Below are 19,326 nucleotides of genomic sequence, written 5' to 3'. Positions count from 1 at the left end.
TACATTCCGAACCCGGAAGCTAAGCCTTACAGCGCCGATGGTACTGCAGGGGGGACCCTGTGGGAGAGTAGGACGCCGCCGAACAATTGTTGAGGAAACCCCCGTACCGTTTATTCGGTACGGGGGTTTTCTGCGTTTAGGCTCGAGTCATGCGCTATGACCTTGTGATCTTCGACAATGACGGTGTTCTCGTCGACAGCGAGCCCATCTCCAACCGGCTGCTGGCCGCCTACCTCACCGAGCTGGGGCACCCGACCTCGTACGAGGATTCCCTTCGCGACTACATGGGCTCCGCCATGCACCGGATCCATGATCTGATCCAGGAGCGGACTGGGCAGAGGCTTCCGGATGACTTCGACGACGTCTTCCACGCGCGGGTGTTTGAGGCGTTCGAGAGGGAGTTGGAGCCGGTTGCCGGGGCCCTCGGTGTCGTGGAGAAGCTGGCCGCTGACGGGGTGTCGTACTGTGTCGCGTCCTCCGGGAGTCATGAGCGGATTCGGGTCGGGCATCGGAAGACCGGGTTGGACCGGTGGTTCGATGATGGGCGGATCTTCAGTTCGCAGGATGTGGGGCGGGGGAAGCCGGCGCCGGACCTGTTCCTCTACGCGGCTGATCGGATGGGAGTCGCGCCGGAGCGTTGTGTGGTCGTCGAGGACAGTCCGCTGGGGGTGCAGGCGGCTGTGGCGGCCGGGATGGATGTGTACGGGTTCACCGCCATGACGCCGGCCGAGCGGCTCGGCGGGGCGACGCAACTCTTCAGTGACCTCGGCGAGTTGGCTGACCTGCTCGTATGACGTCGGCGTCGGCGGGCGGCTGACATTTGTCATGCCTAGCTCTGGACGATCGTTTCTACTGGCGACCGGGTGCCGGACGCGAAGCTGAGGGCATGACGACGAACACGGTGGCCCAGGGCCAGAGCAGCAACCAGACTCCCAGCGCGCTCCACAACCTCCGCCCCCTGATCGTGGATGTGGCGGTCCCGCTCGGTTCGTACTACCTGTTCAAGGACGCCTTCGGGATGAGCACCTTCGCGGCGCTCGCCTGGAGCAGCGTCGTCCCGGCGGTGCGGACCGTCTGGAGCGTGGTGAAGGAGCGTAGGACGAACGGGCTGGCGGGGCTGATCCTCGCCGTCAACGTGGTCTCCCTGCTGCTGAGCTTCGTCTCCGGCGACCCGCGCCTGATGCTCGCCAAGGACGGCGCGGTCAGCAGCACGGTCGGTATCGGCATCCTGGTCTCGGTGGCTCTCGGCCGGCCGATGATGACCGAGGGGATGAAGCCCTTCCTGGTGAAGGGTGATCCCAAGAAGGAGGCGGCGTGGCAGCGACTGGCCTCGGGCCGGGCGGCCGCCTCGGCCGACTTCCTGCGCAAGGAGCGGACGTTCTCCGTGGTCTGGGGCGTGGCCCTGCTCGCCGAGTGCGTGGCGCGGGTCGTGGGGGCGTACACCGTCCCCGTGGACACCATGGTCTGGCTCGGTGGCGTCATGATGGCCGGCGTGATGGTGCTGACCTTCGTCGTCAGCGGTGGGCTGGCCGCCGGACCGATGGAGGAGATGCTCCGCGCCGAGGTGGAGGCCGAGGCCGAGGAAGCGGCCGCACGGGACTCCATCGCCGTCGCCGCCTGACAGAGAAAGTAAAGCTGAGGGAAATTCATCTTTGGCTTGATCTACCCACAGGTAGCCCGGGGCCCTACGCTCGCCGCCATGACAGATGTGCTGCGGCGCGGTAGGGCCTCCTTGGCGTTCAGCTTCCTTGCCCAGGGCGCCACCTTTGCCCTTCTGGTGACCCGTATCCCGGCCATTCAGGACCGGTACGGGGTCTCCGACGCGCTGCTGCCCGCCTTCCTGGCCGCCGTGCCGATCCTGGCCGGAGTCGGGAGTGTGACGACCGAGCAGCTGGTGAAGCGGATACGGCCCGGGCTGCTGCTGCGGTGTCTGCAGCCCGTGGTGCTCCTGGCGCTCCTCGGCGTCGGGTCCGGGGATCAGCTGGCCGAGCTGGGGATCGCGCTGGGGGCCTTCGGGCTGGCGGTCGGTGGGCTCGACGCCACGATGAACATGCTCGGGGTGAGCCTGCAGCGGGCGTACGGGCGCAGCATCATGCTCAGCTTCCATGCCGCGTTCAGCCTGGGCGGGATCGTGGGAGCCTCGCTGGCCTGGGTGGGGGCGCACTGGCATCTGGCGCTGTGGGTGTCGTATCTGCCGGTCGTCGCGGTGCTGTTGCCGGCCACGCTGGTCGGGAGCCGCTGGTACGTCGACGGAGGTGCCTCCGTCGACGTATCGGAAGAGGGGGAGGGGCCGGCGCAGGGGCAGTCCGTCGTCTTCAAGCTGCTGCTGCCGCTGTGTCTGGTGATGAGCTTCGCGTACATCGGGGACTCGACCGTCTCCAACTGGAGCGCCAAGTATCTGAAGGACGTGCTCGGGAGCTCGGAGCAGCTGTCGACCGTGCCGTACAACGTCTACATGGTCACCACGCTGCTGGGGCGGTCCCTCGGGGACCTGGGGGTACGGCGGTTCGGGGCGGTGGCGGTCGTGCGGCTGGGGGCGCTGGTGGCGGCGCTGGGGTTCGCGGTGGTGGCCGTCGCACCCGGGGCGTGGGTGGGGATGCTCGGGTTCACGCTGCTGGGGCTGGGGCTGTGTGTGCTGGTGCCGCAGACCTTTGCGGCGGCCGGGCGGTTGTTCCCGCATGCGTCCGATGCGGCCGTCGCGCGGCTGAATGTGTTCAACTACGTCGGCTTTCTGATCGGCTCGCCGCTGGTGGGCGCGCTGGGGGATGCGTGGAGCTACCGCTGGGCCATGGTCGTGCCGATGGTGTTGGTGCTGGTGACCGTGGTCTACGCCAGGTCGTTCGCTCCTCAACCGGACCGATACGGTGGCGGGCATGAGCGGCCGCGCACAGCTGATGTGGGACGAGGCAGTAACGGGCTATGACTTCGGTACGGACCATCCGATGGATCCGGTCCGGCTCGCCCTGACCAGGCGTCTTGTCGATGCCTTCGGGCTCGACAAGGAGGTCGAGGTGGTGGCGGCGAAGCCGGCCGGGGAGTCGACTTTGCGGCTCGTCCACCGGGAGGACTACGTCGACGCGGTGAAGGCGGCTTCGGCGGATCCGGAGGCGGCGACCGGGGCGTACGGGCTGGGGACGATGGACGACCCCGCCTTCGCCGGGATGCACGAGGTGTCCGCGCTGATCGCGGGGCAGTCTGTGGGGGCTGCGGAGGCGGTGTGGCGCGGGGACGCGCTGCACGCGGTGAACTTCGCGGGTGGCCTGCACCATGCGATGCCGGGGACCGCCTCGGGGTTCTGCATCTACAACGACGCCGCGCTGGCGATCGCCCGGCTGCTGGAGCTGGGCGCCGAGCGCGTCGCGTACATCGATGTGGACGTGCATCACGGGGACGGTGTGCAGGCGGCCTTCTGGGAAGACCCGCGGGTGCTGACGATCTCGTTGCACGAGCATCCGCGGACCTTGTTTCCGCAGACCGGGTGGCCGGAGGAGACGGGGGCCGACTCGGCCGAGGGGTCGGCGGTCAATGTGGCGTTGCCCGCCGGGACCGGGGATGCGGGGTGGCTGCGGGCCTTCCATGCCGTCGTACCGGAACTGGTCGCCGATTTCCGGCCTCAGGTGCTGGTGACGCAGCACGGGGCCGATACGCACTTCGAGGATCCGCTGGCGCATCTGGCGGTGTCGTTGGATGCGCAGCGGGCTGTGCAGGTCGCCTGCCATGAGCTTGCGCACGAGTACGCCGGCGGGAAGTGGGTTGCGCTGGGTGGTGGTGGTTATGCGGTGGTCGAGGTCGTGCCGCGGTCGTGGACGCATCTGGTGGGGATCGCGGCGGGGCGGGAGGTTGCGCCGGAGGCCGTGATCCCGGAGGGGTGGCGGCAGGAAGTGTTCGCGCGGACGCGGCAGTTGGCGCCGGCGCGGATGACTGATGGGCGGTGGCCGGTGTCGTACCCCTCCTGGGAGGCGGGGTACGACCCTGCGGATCGGTTGGATCAGGCGGTGTTGGCTACTCGACGGGCCGTTTTTCCGTTGCGGGGGTTGCTGGCGTAGGGGGTGTCGCTCGTCCGCGCTGGCGGGGTGCCGCTGCGCCCACCCGTGCCGCCCCAGCGGCACGACTGCCCGCAGCTGGGGCGGGTGTGGCGGCATCCCCTGGCGCTTCAGCGGCGTGAGTGCCCGCAGCTGGGGCGGGTGGAGCGGCATCTCTTGCCGCTCCAGCGGTACGAGTGCCCGCAGCTACGGTGGGTGCAGAGGCACCCCCTAGTGCCCCCTGTCTTGTGTCAGCCGCAGTGGCCCGAGTCGCCGCCCGAGGCGTTGCCGATGACGCCGTTCCACTCGATGCAGTGGCCGCGGGCCTGGACGTAGACGGGGCCGGCGTATGACGTGTACTGGCCCTCGTCCCTGACCGGCGTGGTCTCGTGGCCGACGAGGGCGTTGAGCTCGACGGACATGTGGATCTTCGCGCCCGGGGTGTTGCGGATGGTCACGGCGCAGTTCTTGCCGGTCGACTCGTTCCAGGTCAGGAACACCTTGCCGGAGTTGCCGACCGGGGTGGAGTCGATGACCTTGTAGCCGGCGCCACAGGCGCCGTTGTACGACGCGGCTGCCGCCCTGGCGGTGGTGGCCGCCGAGGCCGGAGCGGTGGCGGCGACCGTGCCGCCGAGCGCCAGCACTGTGAGTGCGGTGGCGGTCGTGGCGCGACGGGACAGCTTCATGGTGTTCCCCCTGGTGATGTGTTGGTCAATGCGGTGAGGACGGTTGGTCGTTGCCGTCCACGCAGAGTGAGACCGGGGAGGTCCTACGAGGGTTGTGGGCCGTTGTGTCCCTGTTCTGTCACCAGTGTCACGGGAGCCGTTACGCCAACTGTGCGGTGTTTGCGCGTTCGTATGCCCCTGCCCGGCCCCGTCCGCCACCATCGAGGTGTGTTGAGCACCGGAGCCCTGCGGGCCCATCTCCTGGCCGCCCGGCTCGCCGGGCCCGTGGCCACCTCCCGGGAGGAGAGCCTGCGCAGCTATCGGTTGTTCGCCGCCCGCGACCCCCGTGTGCTGATCGGACTCGATCCCGAATGGACGTGGGCGCAGCGGGATTTGATCGAGTTGATGGCGGACAAATGTGGGGTTTCGGCTGATCCACGGCATGTCTCCGGTCATGACGTGATCGATCCGGAGCGAACTCTGACCGCTCTGGATGCCTTCGCCGACCGTCTGGCCGCAGTCGCCCAGCGCAGCGCCCCTGTACTCCTCGGCACCGGTCACCCGCACCGGCTGCTCGGCTTCTACGCCGCCTTGGCGGACGCGCTGTCGGCGGCGGGATGTACCGTCCTCACACCGGCGCATGGTCGCTGTGTCGACATAACGACCCGGTTCGGTCTACGCACGTACAACCTTGACTACGTACAGGGAGTCGCGCTGGTGCGGGAACCCGGCGCGCCTCGCCCCGGTTGTGCGACCGGCGTACACACGCATTCACCGCTCCCGGTTCGTACCGCGCTGGCTGCGGCGGCCGAGGCCGGCGGGCCGCTTCCCGAACTGGTCGTAGGAGACCATGGCTGGGTCTGCGGGGCAGGTCAGCTGGGGTTCGAGGCCATTGGGCTCGCCGATACGGACGACCCCGCGCTCTTCGTGGGGGAGGCCGAGGGGTCCGTGTCCGTCGTCGTTCCACTTGATGACGCTGTGCGGTCTGATTACTACCGGCCGCTTACCCGCTACGTACTCAATCGAGCGTGTCTGTCACAGTAGGCCGCCGATGGGTGCACCTCTTCCCCACTCGCATCACCCGCCCCTACATTGGGGAGTGAGCACGCAGCGACGAAGAGTCACCGGAAGGGGAAGCCGGTGGCCGTCGAGTGCGGAAGGTTCAGGTGTGTCATGGCTGCTGAGCAGAGGCCTCTGAGCGAGGTTCAGTTCCTTACCGTGGCGGAGGTCGCCTCGGTGATGCGAGTGTCGAAGATGACCGTGTACCGCTTGGTGCACAGCGGTCATCTGCCCGCGATCAGGGTGGGGCGGTCCTTCCGCGTCCCCGAGAACGCGGTTCACGAGTACCTCCGCGAGAGCTACGTGGGGGTGGAAACCGCCTGACGACGTCGGCTCCGGGGGGATCCTCAGGGCACTTCGGGATCTCCCCCGGCACCCTCGATTACGACCTCAGCGCTCGGGCGGGTAGGCTGGCCCCTTGTAGGTCGTATGGGCCCATGGCGCCCAGCACCGAGTGATGAGAAGTGAGCGAGGGTAGTCGTGGGCTCTGTTATCAAGAAGCGGCGCAAGCGGATGGCCAAGAAGAAGCACCGCAAGCTGCTCAAGCGCACGCGCGTTCAGCGTCGCAACAAGAAGTAAGCGACGCTCCAGGAGCGTGCTCTGTGGCCCCCCACCGCAACCGGTGGGGGGCCACACGCGTTTGGAGTTCACAGAAGCTCCCAGAAGCGCACGGGACCTCGCACAAGGCCTGTGCGTACGCACGCGTTTCACATGGCTTGGTCTGTTCGTACGTCTGTGGATGTCGTCACTTCGTGCATTGGGTGGTCATCACAGCGCAACATCGACCCGCTAAGTTGGCCGCACACGGGGAACGCGGCACGCTACGAGTACCGGACGGTCTGAAAGGAAGGCGCAGATCTTGGGCAAGGTCGTGCTCGTGACCGGAGTGGCCCGCAGGCTAGGGGGCCGGTTCGTACGACGGATCCAGCGTGACCCGCAGGTGGACCGGGTCGTCGCCGTGGACGCGGTCCCCCCCGAGCACCACCTGGGCGGTGCCGATTTCATCCAGGCCGACATCCGGCAGCCCACCATCGCGCGCGTGCTCGCCGAGACGGGCGCCGACACGGTCGTACACATGGACGTGAGCGCGACCGGGCTCGGCAGCGGCAGCCGGGCCGCGATCAAGGAGACCAACGTCATCGGCACGATGCAGTTGCTCGGCGCCTGCCAGAAGTCGCCGACCGTGAAGCGGCTCGTCGTGAAGTCCAGTACGCACGTGTACGGGTCCGCGCCCCGTGATCCCGCGGTGTTCACCGAGACGACCCCGCCCAAGTCCCTGCCGAGTGGTGGCTTCGCCAAGGACACCGTCGAGGTCGAGGGGTATGTGCGGGGCTTCGCGCGGCGGCGGCCGGATGTGGCCGTGTGTGTGCTGCGGTTCGCGAACATCCTGGGGCCGACGGCCGACACGCCGCTCGCCTCCTACTTCGCGCTGCCGGTGCTGCCGACCGTGTTCGGCTATGACCCGCGGCTGCAGTTCGTGCACGAGGACGACGTGATCGAGGTGCTGCGGATCGCCTCGCACGAGCCGGAGCGGGGCACCCTCAACAGCGGCACGTTCAATATCGCCGGCGACGGAGTGCTGTTGCTGTCGCAGTGCTCGCGGCGGCTCGGGCGGCCGACCGTGCCCCTGCTGCTGCCTGCCGTCACCTGGGCGGGCTCCCTGGTACGTACGCTGGGTATGACGGACTTCTCGCCCGAACAGATCCGGCTGCTGACGCACGGCCGGGTCGTGGCGACGGACCAGATGCGTGAGACGCTCGGATTCAAGCCGAAGTACACGACCGCGGAGACGTTCGCGGACTTCGCGCGCAGTCATGGACCCGGGCTCCTGCCGCCGGAGGCCCTTGCGGGGGCCGTCGACCGGATCGCCGCGCTGCCCCTGCCGGGCAGCGGCCACCCCCCGACGCAGAGCGCCAACTGAGGAGCGCATCAACGATGGCGGATGCCAAGGTCATTCCGTTCGACGACGACCGGTCCCGCGGGAGCGCCGTACAGCGGCCGTCGCGGCGCCGGGGCGTGGGGAGCCGACGCAAGGCCACGGAACCCGCGCTGGTCGGCGACGTCCAGCCCCTGCCCAGCAGGGCGCGCACGCAGGATGATGTTCCTGTGACGCATGAGGAACAGCCGCCCCCGCGGCCGCAGAACGACGGTGGCCTGGAGCGGCGCGTCGCGAGCGGCCTGGGCTTCCTGCGCCGCCGCCTCACCGGCGACTACGAGGTCGACGACTTCGGCTACGACGAGGAGTTGACCGACCAGGTCCTGATGTCCCTGCTGCGGCCGGTGTACGAGAAGTACTTCCGGGTCGAGGTGAAGGGCATGGAGAACATCCCGGCGGAGGGCGGCGCACTGATCGTCGCCAACCACTCCGGGACGCTCCCGCTGGACGGCCTGATGATGCAGGTCGCCGTCCACGACAACCATCCCGCGGGCCGCCATCTGCGCCTGCTCGCGGCGGACCTCGTCTTCATGCTGCCGGTGGTCAACGAACTGGCCCGCAAGCTCGGCCACACCCTGGCCTGTGCGGAGGACGCCGAGCGGCTGCTGGGCCAGGGCGAGCTGGTCGGGGTCATGCCGGAGGGCTTCAAGGGCATCGGCAAGCCCTTCAGCGAGCGCTACAAGCTCCAGCGCTTCGGCCGCGGCGGCTTCGTCTCCACCGCCCTGCGGCACGGCACACCGATCATCCCGTGCTCGATCGTCGGGGCGGAGGAGATCTACCCGATGATCGGCAACGCGAAGACCCTGGCGCGTCTGCTGGGCTTCCCGTACTTCCCGCTGACGCCGACCTTTCCGTGGCTGGGTCCGTTGGGTGCGGTGCCGTTGCCGACGAAGTGGACGATTCAGTTCGGGGAGCCGATTCCGACGGATGGTTATCCGCCGGAGGCTGCGGAGGATCCGATGCTGATGTTCAATCTGACGGATCAGGTGAGGGAGCAGATCCAGCACACGTTGTACAAGTTGCTGGTGCAGCGGCGGTCTGTGTTTTTCTGAGGCGGGGGCGGGGCTGAGGAGTCGGCGGACGGAGTCCGGCGCAGGCGTGCGAAGCCCGCGTAGCGGTGCGAGGACGGCCATGAGAAGGGGTCTCTGGCGCGTCTGCTGGGCTTCCCGTACTTCCCGCTGACGCCGACCTTTCCGTGGCTGGGTCCGTTGGGTGCGGTGCCGTTGCCGACGAAGTGGACGATTCAGTTCGGGGAGCCGATTCCGACGGATGGTTATCCGCCGGAGGCTGCGGAGGATCCGATGCTGATGTTCAATCTGACGGATCAGGTGAGGGAGCAGATCCAGCACACGTTGTACAAGTTGCTGGTGCAGCGGCGGTCTGTGTTTTTCTGAGGGTTTTTGTACGACGACGGGGGCGCCCCCTCTCCAGAAGGGGGCGCCCCCGTTGCCGTACGGGCTACTGGTTTGTTTCGCCGCTTTCGATGCCGAGGCCGGGGAGCAGGCCTGGGAGCAGGGGCGGGATCGTCACGTCAGGTTCGGTGGATGGGGACTTGGGGGACGACGGGGAGGCGCTGCCGGTGTCCTTGGGCGGGTCGAGGAGGCCGCCGGTGCTGCCTCCGAGCAGGCCCTCGCCGGTGGAGCCGGTCGACTGGCTGGGGCTGCTGGAGTGGCTGTGCTTGGAGGAGCCGCTGCCGGTGCCGGATGCCGTCGATCCCCGGCCGGAGCCGGGTGTGCCCTTGGACGCCGGACCCGAGCCGTGGTGCTTGCCGTTGCCGCCGCCGTGGGTCGAGGACGGGGGCAGCAGAGACTGCAGCGGGGCCACCTCTTCGTCTATGGCGGCGAACACCGACGACACCTGGTTGCTGACGTCGCCGAGCTGGACCGGGAGCTTCTGCCGGAGCGCGCCCCAGACCTCGCGGTGCGAGCGCGAGAAGGCGGACAGGGCCTGGATGGGGCCGAGCGACCCGGGGTCCCGCTCATACGCCTCGTGCAGCAGCCGGTGGCCCTCGGACGCGTCGCGGGTCATGCCCGACAGGGTGCGGCGGATCTCGCCGACGGACTCGTGATCGAGGTGGCCGCCGCCGCGGCCGCGCTCCATCAGTCGGCGGGCCTCGGCCAGCCGGGTGGACGCTTGATCGAGGTAGGCCACTCCGCGCTCGTCGTCCCCCTCGGAGAGGTAGTTGAGCTTGAAGTCCTCGATGCCGCGTTTGAGTCCGTAGAGCGAGTCGCCGGGCAGTGCGTCCGAGCTGGCGGCGGCGACTCCGCCGAAGGCGCCCGCCGCGACACCGACGCTGAGCCCGCCCGCGGCCAGGCCCTTGGTCAGCCGCGACCGCGGTCGCAGCTTGCCCAGTGGGCTCGCCCGGTGCGCGCCGCGGGAGCGCTGCTCGGGTACCGCAGTGTCCGCCGCCTCGCCGCCGACGCCCTCCTGCACCATGGCCTCGAACGCGGCCACCAGTTGTGCTCGTTGGACGACCTTGACCTCGGGGTCGAGCTCCGGTCTGGGCAACTCGCCGAGACACTCCGCGAGGGCCAACAGGCGGCCCTGCTCGGTCTGTTCCGCAGCAGCCGGGGCCGGGGTCGGTCCTTCGGACTGCTCGGCCGCCGTGCCCTGGTCCGGCTGCTCCTCCAGGGCCTGGGCGAAGGCGTTCGCCCGCCGGTGTGCCGATACGTTCGCGATCACTGGCGGCACCTCCTCTCGTGATGACGGTCGACTCCCCAGGGGGTCCTGAGGGTTGCACGCTCTGACCACATCCACACGATCGAGTGATCGGAGACGGCCAGGGAGTGACCACAGGGAGCCTGCATCCCGCACAACGAGCGTCTCGGCACTTGGGTTACGGACGACGGATGATCGGATCGGGAAGTCAACGGACTGTCACTGACAGCTAGTTGGGTATCACTGAGCGTGTACCGGTGTGTTCTGTCAGGCCCGGTGTGTGTGCCGGGGCGTTCCCGGTGCGCTTCCCGTGTTCCGCGCGTATCCCGTTTTCCGTGCGTCCGGGTTTCCGGTCCGTCCGGGTTTCCGGTCCGTTCGCGTGTGCCGTGCGTTGTGTCAGCGGGCGTCGTCCGGGAGGAGGCGGGCCAGGGTGCGTACGGCTCGGTACTGGAGGGTCTTGATGGCGCCCTCGTTCTTGCCCATCACGCGGGCGGTCTCGGCGACCGAGAGGCCCTGGAGGAAGCGGAGCGTCACGCACTCCTGCTGCTGGGGGTTGAGGCGTCGTACGGCGTCGAGCAGGGCGGCGTTGGAGAGGGACTCCAGGACGGAGTCCTCGGGGGAGCGCTCGACCTCGTTGGCGTCGAGCATCTCGCCGGTCGTCACCTCGAGGCGGAAGCGGCTCGACTTGAAGTGGTCGGCCACGAGGTTGCGGGCGATGGTGACCAGCCAGGCGCCGAAGTCGCGGCCCTGCCAGGTGAAGGTGCCGATGCGGCGCAGTGCGCGCAGGAACGTCTCGCTGGTGAGGTCCTCGGCGGTGGCTTTGCCGCCGACGCGGTAATAGATGTACCGGTACACGGTGTCGCTGTACTGGTCGTAGAGGCGGCCGAAGGCGTCGGCCTCGCCGGCCTGGGCGCGTTCGACCAGGTCCATCATGCGGGCGCTGTCGCTGTCCGCGGCCGGGCGGCGGGTGGTGGTGGCGCCGGCGGCGCGGCTGCGTCTGCCGACGGCGGCGGTGCTGCCGTCGGCGAGGGCGTAGCACGGGCCGACGGGGGTGCTGGTTACGGCTAGGGCGGGGACGGCGTACGCGGTGGGGACGAAGCCGCGCAACAGGTTGTGGACCGTTGCGCGCAGCGTAGCCAGGCCCGAGGCGTCAACCCCGACGTGTGGGTACACGGGACTCCCAGAGGCAGAGCTTCCATCACGTGCAGTGCGGGACCTTTCACCCGTCGTAGCGACGGAGGGGTACCGGTTTGCGTCTGAGGAGAATAACGCTTCGTGCAGGCGCTGCTACACCCAGTTGCTCAAATCATCGATTACGTCGCTTCTGTAACCGATTGGCGGCCTATCAAGTGCCGTAGCGTGACTGATTGTTGATCGAAATGGGTCGGGTTTCGAGTGGGAACGGGGCGTGTTGTGGCCGTGTGCAGCCAATGGGACTGGACAGGGGGTGTGGGGGTGGGTCGTGGTGATTGGCGTGTTCGGGGCGGGGCTGGTTGCGGTGTGATCAGGAGTGGTGCGGATGTTGATGTTTTCTCGCCCCCGCCGCCCCTACCCGTCCCCTCCCCAGGGGCTGCCGCCCCTTCGACCCCGCCAGGGGCTTCGGCCCCTGAACGCCGGTGGGTATTGCTTCTCCGGCACCTTTGCGGGGCGATGCCCCGGCACCCCTAACTTCGGGGCTGGCCCTGGGGGCCCGCGGCATTCTGCCCTGCCTCTGCGCGCCCCGTTTCGGGGCTCCGTCCCGTACCCCGGTCGGCCTGAACGGCCTCGTCCTCAAACGCCGGACGGGCTGAGATGGTGGAGGGCCGCAGAGTGGAGGCCCGCGGTGTCGTCGGCTTGAGCGTCGGGCGCGATGGGAGAGTCGTACCGGGGCCCAGAGGGCGGGCTGTCGTGGGTGGTTGTCGGCCTTGCAGGCCGCGGAAGACGAACGGCTGGCGCACAGAGGCTGCGCACCCGTGCGCGGTCAGGGAATTGATGGACCCTTGCGGGTGCAGGCAGGGTTATTTGCTGCCCGCCGCTTGCCCTCGGGGCCGCGTGCCACGGTGTTTGTTCGGGCATCGGCCTCGGGGCGGCTTGCGCGGTCGTGGTGGTTTGCCCTCGGGGGGTGGGCTTCCTGTGCCGGGTCGGGTCAGCGGCGGCGTTTGTGGAGGGCGATGGCTGCTGCTGTGCCGCCTGCCACCGCTCCTACGCCTGCTGCTGCGGGGATGCCTACCTTGGCTGCCTTGCGGCCGGTGCGGTAGTCGCGTAGGCGCCAGTCGAGTCGGCGGGCGTGTTTGCGGAGCTTGGTGTCGGGGTTGATCGCGTAGGGGTGGCCCACGAGGGAGAGCATGGGGATGTCGTTGTGGGAGTCGCTGTACGCGGCGCAGCGGGAGAGGTCGAGGCCTTCGGCGGAGGCGAGGGCGCGTACTGCTTCCGCCTTTGCGGGGCCGTGGAGGGGTTCGCCGACCAGCTTGCCGGTGTAGACGCCGTCGACCGACTCGGCCACCGTGCCCAGGGCGCCGGTGAGGCCGAGACGGCGGGCGATCACCGTGGCGATCTCGACCGGGGCCGCTGTGACCAGCCATACGCGCTGGCCCGCGTCCAGGTGAGCCTGGGCGAGTGCGCGCGTGCCCGGCCAGATGCGCTCGGCCATGTACTCGTCGTAGATCTCCTCGCCGATGGACTGGAGTTCCGCGACGCGGTGGCCCTTCACGATGGAGAGGGCCGAGTCGCGGGCCTCCTGCATGTGTTCCGGGTCCTCGACGCCGGCCAGCCGGAACCACGCCTGCTGCCAGGCGAACTTGGCGAGGTCGCGAGTCTCGAAGAACTTGCGCTTGTAGAGGCCCCGCCCGAAGTGGAAGAGGGCAGCACCTTGCATCACGGTGTTGTCGAGGTCGAAGAAGGCTGCGGCCTTGTCGTCGCCGAGCACCGGGAACTCCGGTTCCTCCGGGGGGACGTCCTGCGAGGACTTGCGCGCTGCCTCTGCCGAGGCCTCGCCTGCCAACACGCTCCGCGCCGTGGCGGAGCGCCTACGGGGAGTGAGCCATCCGAGAGCGGCCATGCCCGTGAGCATAGCCAGTTTGTTCGGTGCCTCCAGACGCGACAGGTTTGGACGCTGTGAACTCTCCGCGACCGTGTCGTTAAAGAACTGATCCGGTTCGCCGGTCCCTTGGCGTTTTTGCGGGTGTGCCGCCGCCACGCGGCCGCGCGAGAATGGCTGACATGAGTCCCCTCTTCCGACGTAAGGCCCAGGACGTCCAGAGCCGGAGCGTCACTCTCGTTCGCAAGCCCGGGTGCCATCTGTGTGATGACGCACAGCTAGTGGTGGAGAAGGTGTGCGCGGAGGTGGGGGTGGAGTGGGAGGCGAAGGACATCTCCCTGGATCAGCAGCTCCACGACCAGTATTGGGAGCAGATTCCCGTGGTTCTCGTCGACGGCCGGCAGCACACCTTCTGGCGCGTGGACGAGCAGCGGTTGCGCAAGGCACTGACTGAGTAGTCCAGGTCGTCCGGAACCTCGCTTAGGATCGACGGCGACTGGTCTCGGGGGCGGGGATCGTAAGAGGAGAGTGTGCGGTTTTGCCCCCACGAGATGAGAAGCGGTGGTGCCTGTGCGCCGGTTCCGCACCAGTGCGCCGGGGGCGCGTGACCCCGGTCACGTTGGCCGGGCAAATCGGACACCATCTTTGTGCACGCGTTCACAAAGACATAGCCTGCTGTCGACGGGGCGGTCTGGGTACGTGTGACCGCCTACAGCCCCGCTCTACCCGCAGGAGCACCGTGGCAACTGGCCGAACTCACCGACCGGCGACCCGTAGCCGAGGGATTCCCGAGGCCACTGTCGCCAGGCTTCCGCTGTACCTCCGCGCCCTGACCGCACTGTCGGAGCGCTCGGTACCCACGGTCTCGTCCGAGGAACTGGCGGCCGCCGCAGGGGTCAACTCCGCCAAACTGCGCAAGGATTTTTCCTATCTGGGGTCCTATGGGACCCGTGGTGTCGGGTACGACGTCGAGTATCTCGTCTATCAGATCTCGCGTGAGCTGGGGCTCACCCAGGACTGGCCGGTTGTGATCGTCGGTATCGGTAACCTCGGCGCCGCTCTCGCCAATTACGGCGGGTTCGCCTCCCGTGGGTTCCGGGTCGCGGCTCTCATAGACGCCGATCCGGCGATGGCCGGGAAGCCGGTTGCCGGAATTCCCGTGCAGCACACCGATGATCTGGAAAAGATCATCGAAGACAATGGGGTCTCCATCGGCGTCATCGCCACTCCCGCCGGCGCCGCCCAGCAGGTCTGTGACCGGCTCGTGGCCGCCGGGGTCACCTCCATTCTGAACTTCGCGCCGACCGTGCTGTCCGTTCCGGACGGCGTCGACGTGCGGAAAGTGGATCTGTCGATCGAGCTGCAGATTCTCGCCTTCCATGAGCAGCGCAAGGCCGGCGAGGAGGCCGAGGCCGCGAGTCCCGACGGCTCGGGGCCCGTCGCCGCCGCCCGCCAGGAGTCCGCAGAGCAGGGGCCCGACGGGGACGTACCCGCCGTGATGCCGGCATGAGTCTCCTCGTCGTCGGGCTGAGTCACCGCAGCGCCCCGGTCAGCGTCCTGGAGCGTGCCGCGCTGACCGCGGACGCCCAGGTCAAGCTTCTGCAGGACACGGTCGCCGCGGAGCCCGCCACCGAGGCCGCGGTGCTCGCGACCTGCAACCGCATCGAGCTGTACGCCGACGTCGACAAGTTCCACGCCGGTGTCGCCGAGCTGTCCACGCTGCTCGCGCAGCACAGCGGGGTGGGGCTGGACGAGCTCACGCCCTATCTGTACGTCCACTACGAGGACCGGGCCGTTCACCATCTGTTCTCGGTGGCTTGCGGGCTCGACTCCATGGTCGTCGGGGAAGGGCAGATTCTCGGGCAGATCAAGGACTCGCTGGCCAAGGCGCAGGATCTGCACAGCGCCGGGCGGCTTCTGAACGACCTGTTCCAGCAGGCGCTGCGGGTCGGCAAGCGTGCGCACTCCGAGACCGGGATCGACCGGGCCGGGCAGTCGCTGGTCACCTTCGGGCTGGAGCAGCTGGCCTTCGGGGCGGATGTGCAGGGCTGGGCCCGGGGGAAGAAGGCGTTGGTCATCGGGGCGGGGTCGATGTCCTCGTTGGCTGCGGCGACGCTGGCGCGGGCCGGGGTCGGCGAGATCGTGATCGCCAATCGCACGGGGGAGCGAGCCGAGCGGCTCGCCGAGATCTTGAACGAGGGTTCCGAGCGGGGTGTGCTGGCCCGCGCGGTGGCGATGGATGCGGTGTCGGGTGAGCTGACACGTGCCGATGTCGTGGTGTCTTGTACCGGGGCGACGGGGTTGGTGCTGTCCGCCGGCGCGGTTGCTACGGCGGTGCAGGGCCGTGTCGCCGATGAGGTGGCGGACGCCGGTGCCGACCTGGGGGCGGTTGCGCAGCCCGGCGGTGACGGGGCGCCGCCCGTCTTTGGGTCGGGAGCCGCCCTCGCGGCACGGCTGCCCGCAGGCTCCGCCGCTGAGGAGAACTGTCCGCTCGACCTCCCCGCCGTGCAGCAAGGCTTCTCCGTGGCGGGCGAAGCCGCCGTTGCCGGGATGGATGCCGCGACCCTGGAGCAGCATGCCGCCTGGGTGGACAACGGGACCGTCGACCGGCGTGAGGTTGTCCGTCGGGTGGCCGAGGCCGATGCCGAGTTGATCACCGCGCTTGCCGCCACCGTGGCCACGGTGGGGCGGATTCCGGAGCGCCGTAAGGCCGAGGCGGTCGTCGAGGCTCCGCGTCCTGCGCCCGTTCTGTTCCTTCTCGATCTGGCGATGCCCCGCGACATCGACGCGGCCGTGCACCGACTGCCCGGGGTGCGGCTCGTCGACATCGAGTCGCTCGCCGAGGCCTCCGCGGACGCCCCGATGGCGGCCGACGTCGACCAGGTGCGGCGGATCGTGGCGGACGAGGTGGCTGCCTTCGGGGCGGCGCTCAGGGCCGCGCACATCACCCCCACCGTCGTGGCCCTGCGGACCATGGCCGCCGACGTCGTCGCGAATGAGATCGCGCGGCTGGAGGGGCGGCTGCCCGGGCTCGACGACAAGCACCGCAGCGAGATCACCCAGACCGTCAAGCGCGTCGTCGACAAGCTGCTGCACGCGCCGACCGTACGAGTCAAGCAACTCGCGGCCGAACCGGGCGGAGCAGGGTACGCGGATGCCCTGAGGACCCTGTTCGACCTCGACCAGGAAGCGGTGGCCGCCGTCTCCCGGGCCGAGGGCGCCGACGATGAATCTGAGAACAGCAAGAACCGAGGGCCGGCATGAGTAGCAAGGCATTGAGACTGGGGACGAGGCGAAGCAGACTCGCCATGGCCCAGTCCGGGCAGGTGGCGGACGCCGTGAGCCAGGTGACCGGACGGCCCGTCGAGCTCGTCGAGATCACCACGTACGGCGACACCTCCCGCGAGCACCTCGCGCAGATCGGCGGCACGGGCGTGTTCGTCACGGCGCTGCGCGACGCGCTGCTGAAGGGCGAGGTCGACTTCGCGGTTCATTCGCTCAAGGACCTGCCCACCGCGCAGCCCGAGGAGCTGGCGCTCGCCGCCGTCCCGCCGCGCGAGGACCCGCGCGACGTGATCGTCGCCCGGGACGCGCTGAAGTTCACCGACCTGCCGCGTGGGGCACGCATCGGTACGGGTTCGCCGCGTCGCACGGCGCAGCTGAACGCGTATGCGCGCAGCCACCGGCTGGACATCGAGACGGTCCCGATACGGGGGAACGTGGATACCCGGATCGGATACGTGCGGGCCGGTGAGCTGGACGCCGTCGTCCTTGCCGCCGCCGGCCTCAACCGGATAGGCCGTAGCGATGAAGTGACCGACTTCCTGTCGGTCGACACCGTTCTGCCCGCCCCCGGCCAGGGGGCACTGGCGATCGAGTGTGCCGCGGACCACGCGGACCTGATCGCCGCGCTCGGAGAGCTCGACGACCCGTTCACCCGGGTCGCCGTGACCGCCGAGCGGTCACTGCTCGCCGCCCTGGAGGCCGGCTGCAGCGCCCCTGTGGGCGCGCTGGCCGACCTGCTGGCCGACGGGCAGATTGTCAAGGAAATGCGCCTGCGGGCGGTCGTCGGTACCACCGACGGCTCCCGTACGGTGCAGCTGTCCACCACCGGTCCCGTGCCCGAGACGTACGACCAAGCAATGGCGCTCGGCCGTGAACTCGCTGCCGAGATGCTTGCCCAGGGCGCGGCCGGTCTGATGGGGGAGCGAGCACATTGAGCCCCACCACCCTTCCCGCCGGCCTTGAACACGGGCACGTCACCTTCCTCGGTGCCGGACCCGGGGATCCGGGACTGCTGACTCTGCGCGCCGTGGAGGCGCTGGCGAACGCGGACGTCCTCGTCGCCGAGCACGACGTGCTCGACGTGGTGCGTCAGCACGCCAGACAAGGCGTCGCCGAGGTGCACACGGACGGGGGTCCTTCCTCGGACCCTCTTCCGGGCACAGGCACACCTCAGCTCGCGGTTGTTGACAGCTCGTCAACAACCGCTGGGGTCCCCGTGGTACGGGATGCCGCACATCTTGTCATGGAGGCCACGCGGGGCGGCAGGCGGGTCGTCCGTGCCGTGTCCGGGGACCCCGGACTCGACGCGTACGCCGCCGAGGAGATGCTCGCCTGCGCCGCCGCGGGCGTGCCCTTCGAGGTCGTGCCCGGTGTCGCCGCGGCCGTCGGCGTGCCCGCGTACGCCGGTGTTCCGCTGCGCGACGCCGAGGGCGCGGACGTGCGGTTCGTGGACGCCCGTACCGCCTCGGACCGCTGCTGGACGGAGGTGGGTGTCTCCGACGGGACGGTGGTCGTGTCGACGACCCTCGACTCCGTGGGCGCGGCCGCGGGCGAGCTGGTGTCGGCCGGCCGCAAGCCGGACACGCCGATCACCGTGACCGTGGCCGGTACGACCACGCGTCAGCGGACCTGGACGGCGACGCTGGGGAGCATCGCCCAGACGCTGAAGCAGGCCAAGGTGCTGCCCTCGCCCGAAGGCGGGCGGCCGGTGATAGCCGTGGTCGGTGAGCGTTCCGGCGCCGCCCAGCGCGACCGGCTGTCGTGGTTCGAGTCCAAGCCGCTGTTCGGCTGGAAGGTCCTCGTACCGCGTACGAAGGAGCAGGCGGCTTCGCTCTCCGACCAACTGCGGTCCTACGGGGCCGTACCGCACGAGGTGCCGACCATCGCCGTCGAGCCGCCGCGGACGCCCCAGCAGATGGAGCGGGCCGTGAAGGGGCTCGTCACCGGGCGGTACGAGTGGATCGCGTTCACCTCGGTCAACGCGGTGAAGGCGGTCCGGGAGAAGTTCGAGGAGTACGGGCTCGATGCGCGGGCCTTCGCCGGCATCAAGGTCGCTGCGGTGGGGGAGCAGACCGCCAAGGCGCTGGTTGCGTTTGGTGTGAAGCCGGATCTGGTGCCCAGTGGGGAGCAGTCGGCTGCGGGGCTCCTTGAGGACTGGCCGCCGTACGACCCTGTTTTCGACCCGATCGACCGGGTGTTCCTGCCGCGTGCGGACATCGCCACGGAGACCCTTGTCGCCGGGCTGATCGAGCTCGGGTGGGAGGTCGACGACGTCACGGCCTACCGCACCGTGCGGGCCTCGCCGCCGCCGGCCGATACGCGGGAGGCGATCAAGGGCGGCGGCTTCGATGCGGTGCTGTTCACTTCGTCGTCCACCGTGCGGAACCTGGTGGGTATCGCGGGCAAGCCGCACAACGTGACCGTGATCGCCTGTATCGGTCCGGCCACCGCCAAGACCGCTGAGGAGCATGGGCTGCGGGTGGATGTGATGGCTCCGGAGCCGTCCGTGCACAAGCTGGCTGAGGCGCTTGCCGATTTTGGGTTGCGGCGTCGGGCTGCCGCCCTGGATGCGGGGGATCCTGTTACTCGGCCCAGTGAGCGGCGGCCGGGGGCCAGGCGGAGGCGGACGACGTAGCTGCGTGACCGGTGGCTGGGGTGGGGGCGGGTTCGCTCGCCCGCGCTTGC

General features: G+C 69.1%; 18 protein-coding genes, 1 rRNA gene and 1 pseudogene. 16 read left to right on the top strand and 4 right to left on the bottom strand.

Features of this window, described 5'->3' with window-relative positions:
* From rrf to ACWDAG_RS42730, 5 genes are all read left to right on the top strand, one after another.
* A 5S ribosomal RNA gene (gene rrf, locus ACWDAG_RS42750) occupies window positions 1-84 on the top strand; the annotation flags it as partial.
* 65 nt (window positions 85-149) lie between these two features.
* Complete coding sequence (locus ACWDAG_RS42745; RefSeq protein ID WP_450700973.1) at window positions 150-794, top strand: HAD family hydrolase; 645 nt, start codon at window positions 150-152, stop codon at window positions 792-794.
* 92 nt (window positions 795-886) lie between these two features.
* The gene (locus ACWDAG_RS42740) at window positions 887-1,621 is read left to right on the top strand and encodes a VC0807 family protein (RefSeq protein ID WP_450700972.1); all 735 of its coding nucleotides are present in this window, start codon (window positions 887-889) and stop codon (window positions 1,619-1,621) included.
* 78 nt (window positions 1,622-1,699) lie between these two features.
* Window positions 1,700-2,923 carry an MFS transporter gene (locus ACWDAG_RS42735; protein ID WP_450700971.1) on the top strand — a complete coding sequence of 408 codons (1,224 nt, stop codon included), beginning with the start codon at window positions 1,700-1,702 and terminating at the stop codon, window positions 2,921-2,923.
* Window positions 2,874-4,046, top strand: a complete 1,173-nt coding sequence (locus ACWDAG_RS42730; protein WP_450700970.1) for an acetoin utilization protein AcuC — start codon at window positions 2,874-2,876, stop codon at window positions 4,044-4,046. The genes ACWDAG_RS42735 and ACWDAG_RS42730 overlap by 50 nt, the downstream gene beginning before the upstream one ends.
* A gap of 227 nt (window positions 4,047-4,273) precedes the next feature.
* Here ACWDAG_RS42730 and ACWDAG_RS42725 read toward each other — a convergent pair whose 3' ends face one another.
* Window positions 4,274-4,708, bottom strand: a complete 435-nt coding sequence (locus tag ACWDAG_RS42725; protein WP_450700969.1) for a spore-associated protein A — start codon at window positions 4,706-4,708, stop codon at window positions 4,274-4,276.
* 207 nt (window positions 4,709-4,915) lie between these two features.
* Here ACWDAG_RS42725 and ACWDAG_RS42720 point away from each other — a divergent pair, with 207 nt between their 5' ends.
* The 6 genes and pseudogenes from ACWDAG_RS42720 to ACWDAG_RS42695 form a co-directional block, all read left to right on the top strand.
* The gene (locus tag ACWDAG_RS42720) at window positions 4,916-5,731 is read left to right on the top strand and encodes a phosphatase (protein WP_450700968.1); all 816 of its coding nucleotides are present in this window, start codon (window positions 4,916-4,918) and stop codon (window positions 5,729-5,731) included.
* Window positions 5,732-5,860: 129 nt separating this feature from the next.
* Complete coding sequence (locus ACWDAG_RS42715; protein WP_016437488.1) at window positions 5,861-6,070, top strand: helix-turn-helix domain-containing protein; 210 nt, start codon at window positions 5,861-5,863, stop codon at window positions 6,068-6,070.
* Window positions 6,071-6,226: 156 nt separating this feature from the next.
* Window positions 6,227-6,325, top strand: a complete 99-nt coding sequence (locus ACWDAG_RS42710; RefSeq protein ID WP_003948845.1) for a 30S ribosomal protein bS22 — start codon at window positions 6,227-6,229, stop codon at window positions 6,323-6,325.
* Window positions 6,326-6,605: 280 nt separating this feature from the next.
* Complete coding sequence (locus tag ACWDAG_RS42705) at window positions 6,606-7,667, top strand: NAD-dependent epimerase/dehydratase family protein (RefSeq protein ID WP_450700967.1); 1,062 nt, start codon at window positions 6,606-6,608, stop codon at window positions 7,665-7,667.
* A 14-nt stretch (window positions 7,668-7,681) separates the two neighbouring features.
* The gene (locus ACWDAG_RS42700) at window positions 7,682-8,734 is read left to right on the top strand and encodes a lysophospholipid acyltransferase family protein (protein ID WP_450700966.1); all 1,053 of its coding nucleotides are present in this window, start codon (window positions 7,682-7,684) and stop codon (window positions 8,732-8,734) included.
* A gap of 90 nt (window positions 8,735-8,824) precedes the next feature.
* Window positions 8,825-9,076, top strand: a pseudogene (locus tag ACWDAG_RS42695) (glycerol acyltransferase); the annotation flags it as partial.
* A 64-nt stretch (window positions 9,077-9,140) separates the two neighbouring features.
* Here the strand turns inward: ACWDAG_RS42695 and ACWDAG_RS42690 are convergent.
* From ACWDAG_RS42690 to ACWDAG_RS42680, 3 genes are all read right to left on the bottom strand, one after another.
* Window positions 9,141-10,364 (bottom strand): DUF5667 domain-containing protein, encoded by a 1,224-nt coding sequence (locus tag ACWDAG_RS42690; RefSeq protein WP_450700965.1) that lies wholly within the window; start codon window positions 10,362-10,364, stop codon window positions 9,141-9,143.
* Window positions 10,365-10,736: 372 nt separating this feature from the next.
* Window positions 10,737-11,513 carry an ECF subfamily RNA polymerase sigma factor, BldN family gene (locus ACWDAG_RS42685; protein WP_450700964.1) on the bottom strand — a complete coding sequence of 259 codons (777 nt, stop codon included), beginning with the start codon at window positions 11,511-11,513 and terminating at the stop codon, window positions 10,737-10,739.
* A 952-nt stretch (window positions 11,514-12,465) separates the two neighbouring features.
* Entirely contained in the window at window positions 12,466-13,377 is a 912-nt protein-coding gene (locus ACWDAG_RS42680; protein ID WP_450700963.1) for an HAD family hydrolase, read from the bottom strand.
* Between the two features lie 161 nt (window positions 13,378-13,538).
* On the opposite strand from ACWDAG_RS42680, the gene ACWDAG_RS42675 reads away from it, so the two are divergent.
* The 5 genes from ACWDAG_RS42675 to ACWDAG_RS42655 all read left to right on the top strand — a co-directional run bounded on the left by ACWDAG_RS42675 (window position 13,539) and on the right by ACWDAG_RS42655 (window position 19,276).
* The gene (locus tag ACWDAG_RS42675; protein ID WP_450700962.1) at window positions 13,539-13,814 is read left to right on the top strand and encodes a glutaredoxin family protein; all 276 of its coding nucleotides are present in this window, start codon (window positions 13,539-13,541) and stop codon (window positions 13,812-13,814) included.
* A 281-nt stretch (window positions 13,815-14,095) separates the two neighbouring features.
* On the top strand, window positions 14,096-14,866 hold the full coding sequence (locus tag ACWDAG_RS42670) for a redox-sensing transcriptional repressor Rex (protein WP_450700961.1): 771 nt from the start codon (window positions 14,096-14,098) through the stop codon (window positions 14,864-14,866).
* The gene (locus ACWDAG_RS42665; RefSeq protein WP_450700960.1) at window positions 14,863-16,620 is read left to right on the top strand and encodes a glutamyl-tRNA reductase; all 1,758 of its coding nucleotides are present in this window, start codon (window positions 14,863-14,865) and stop codon (window positions 16,618-16,620) included. Before ACWDAG_RS42670 ends, ACWDAG_RS42665 begins: the two co-directional genes overlap by 4 nt.
* Window positions 16,617-17,576 carry a hydroxymethylbilane synthase gene (gene hemC / locus ACWDAG_RS42660; RefSeq protein WP_450700959.1) on the top strand — a complete coding sequence of 320 codons (960 nt, stop codon included), beginning with the start codon at window positions 16,617-16,619 and terminating at the stop codon, window positions 17,574-17,576. The genes ACWDAG_RS42665 and hemC overlap by 4 nt, the downstream gene beginning before the upstream one ends.
* The gene (locus tag ACWDAG_RS42655) at window positions 17,573-19,276 is read left to right on the top strand and encodes a uroporphyrinogen-III synthase (protein ID WP_450700958.1); all 1,704 of its coding nucleotides are present in this window, start codon (window positions 17,573-17,575) and stop codon (window positions 19,274-19,276) included. Before hemC ends, ACWDAG_RS42655 begins: the two co-directional genes overlap by 4 nt.
* Window positions 19,277-19,326 lie beyond the last annotated feature (50 nt).

Source organism: Streptomyces sp. NPDC001157 (assembly GCF_053598255.1).
This window is presented reverse-complemented; position numbering and strand designations above follow the sequence as displayed.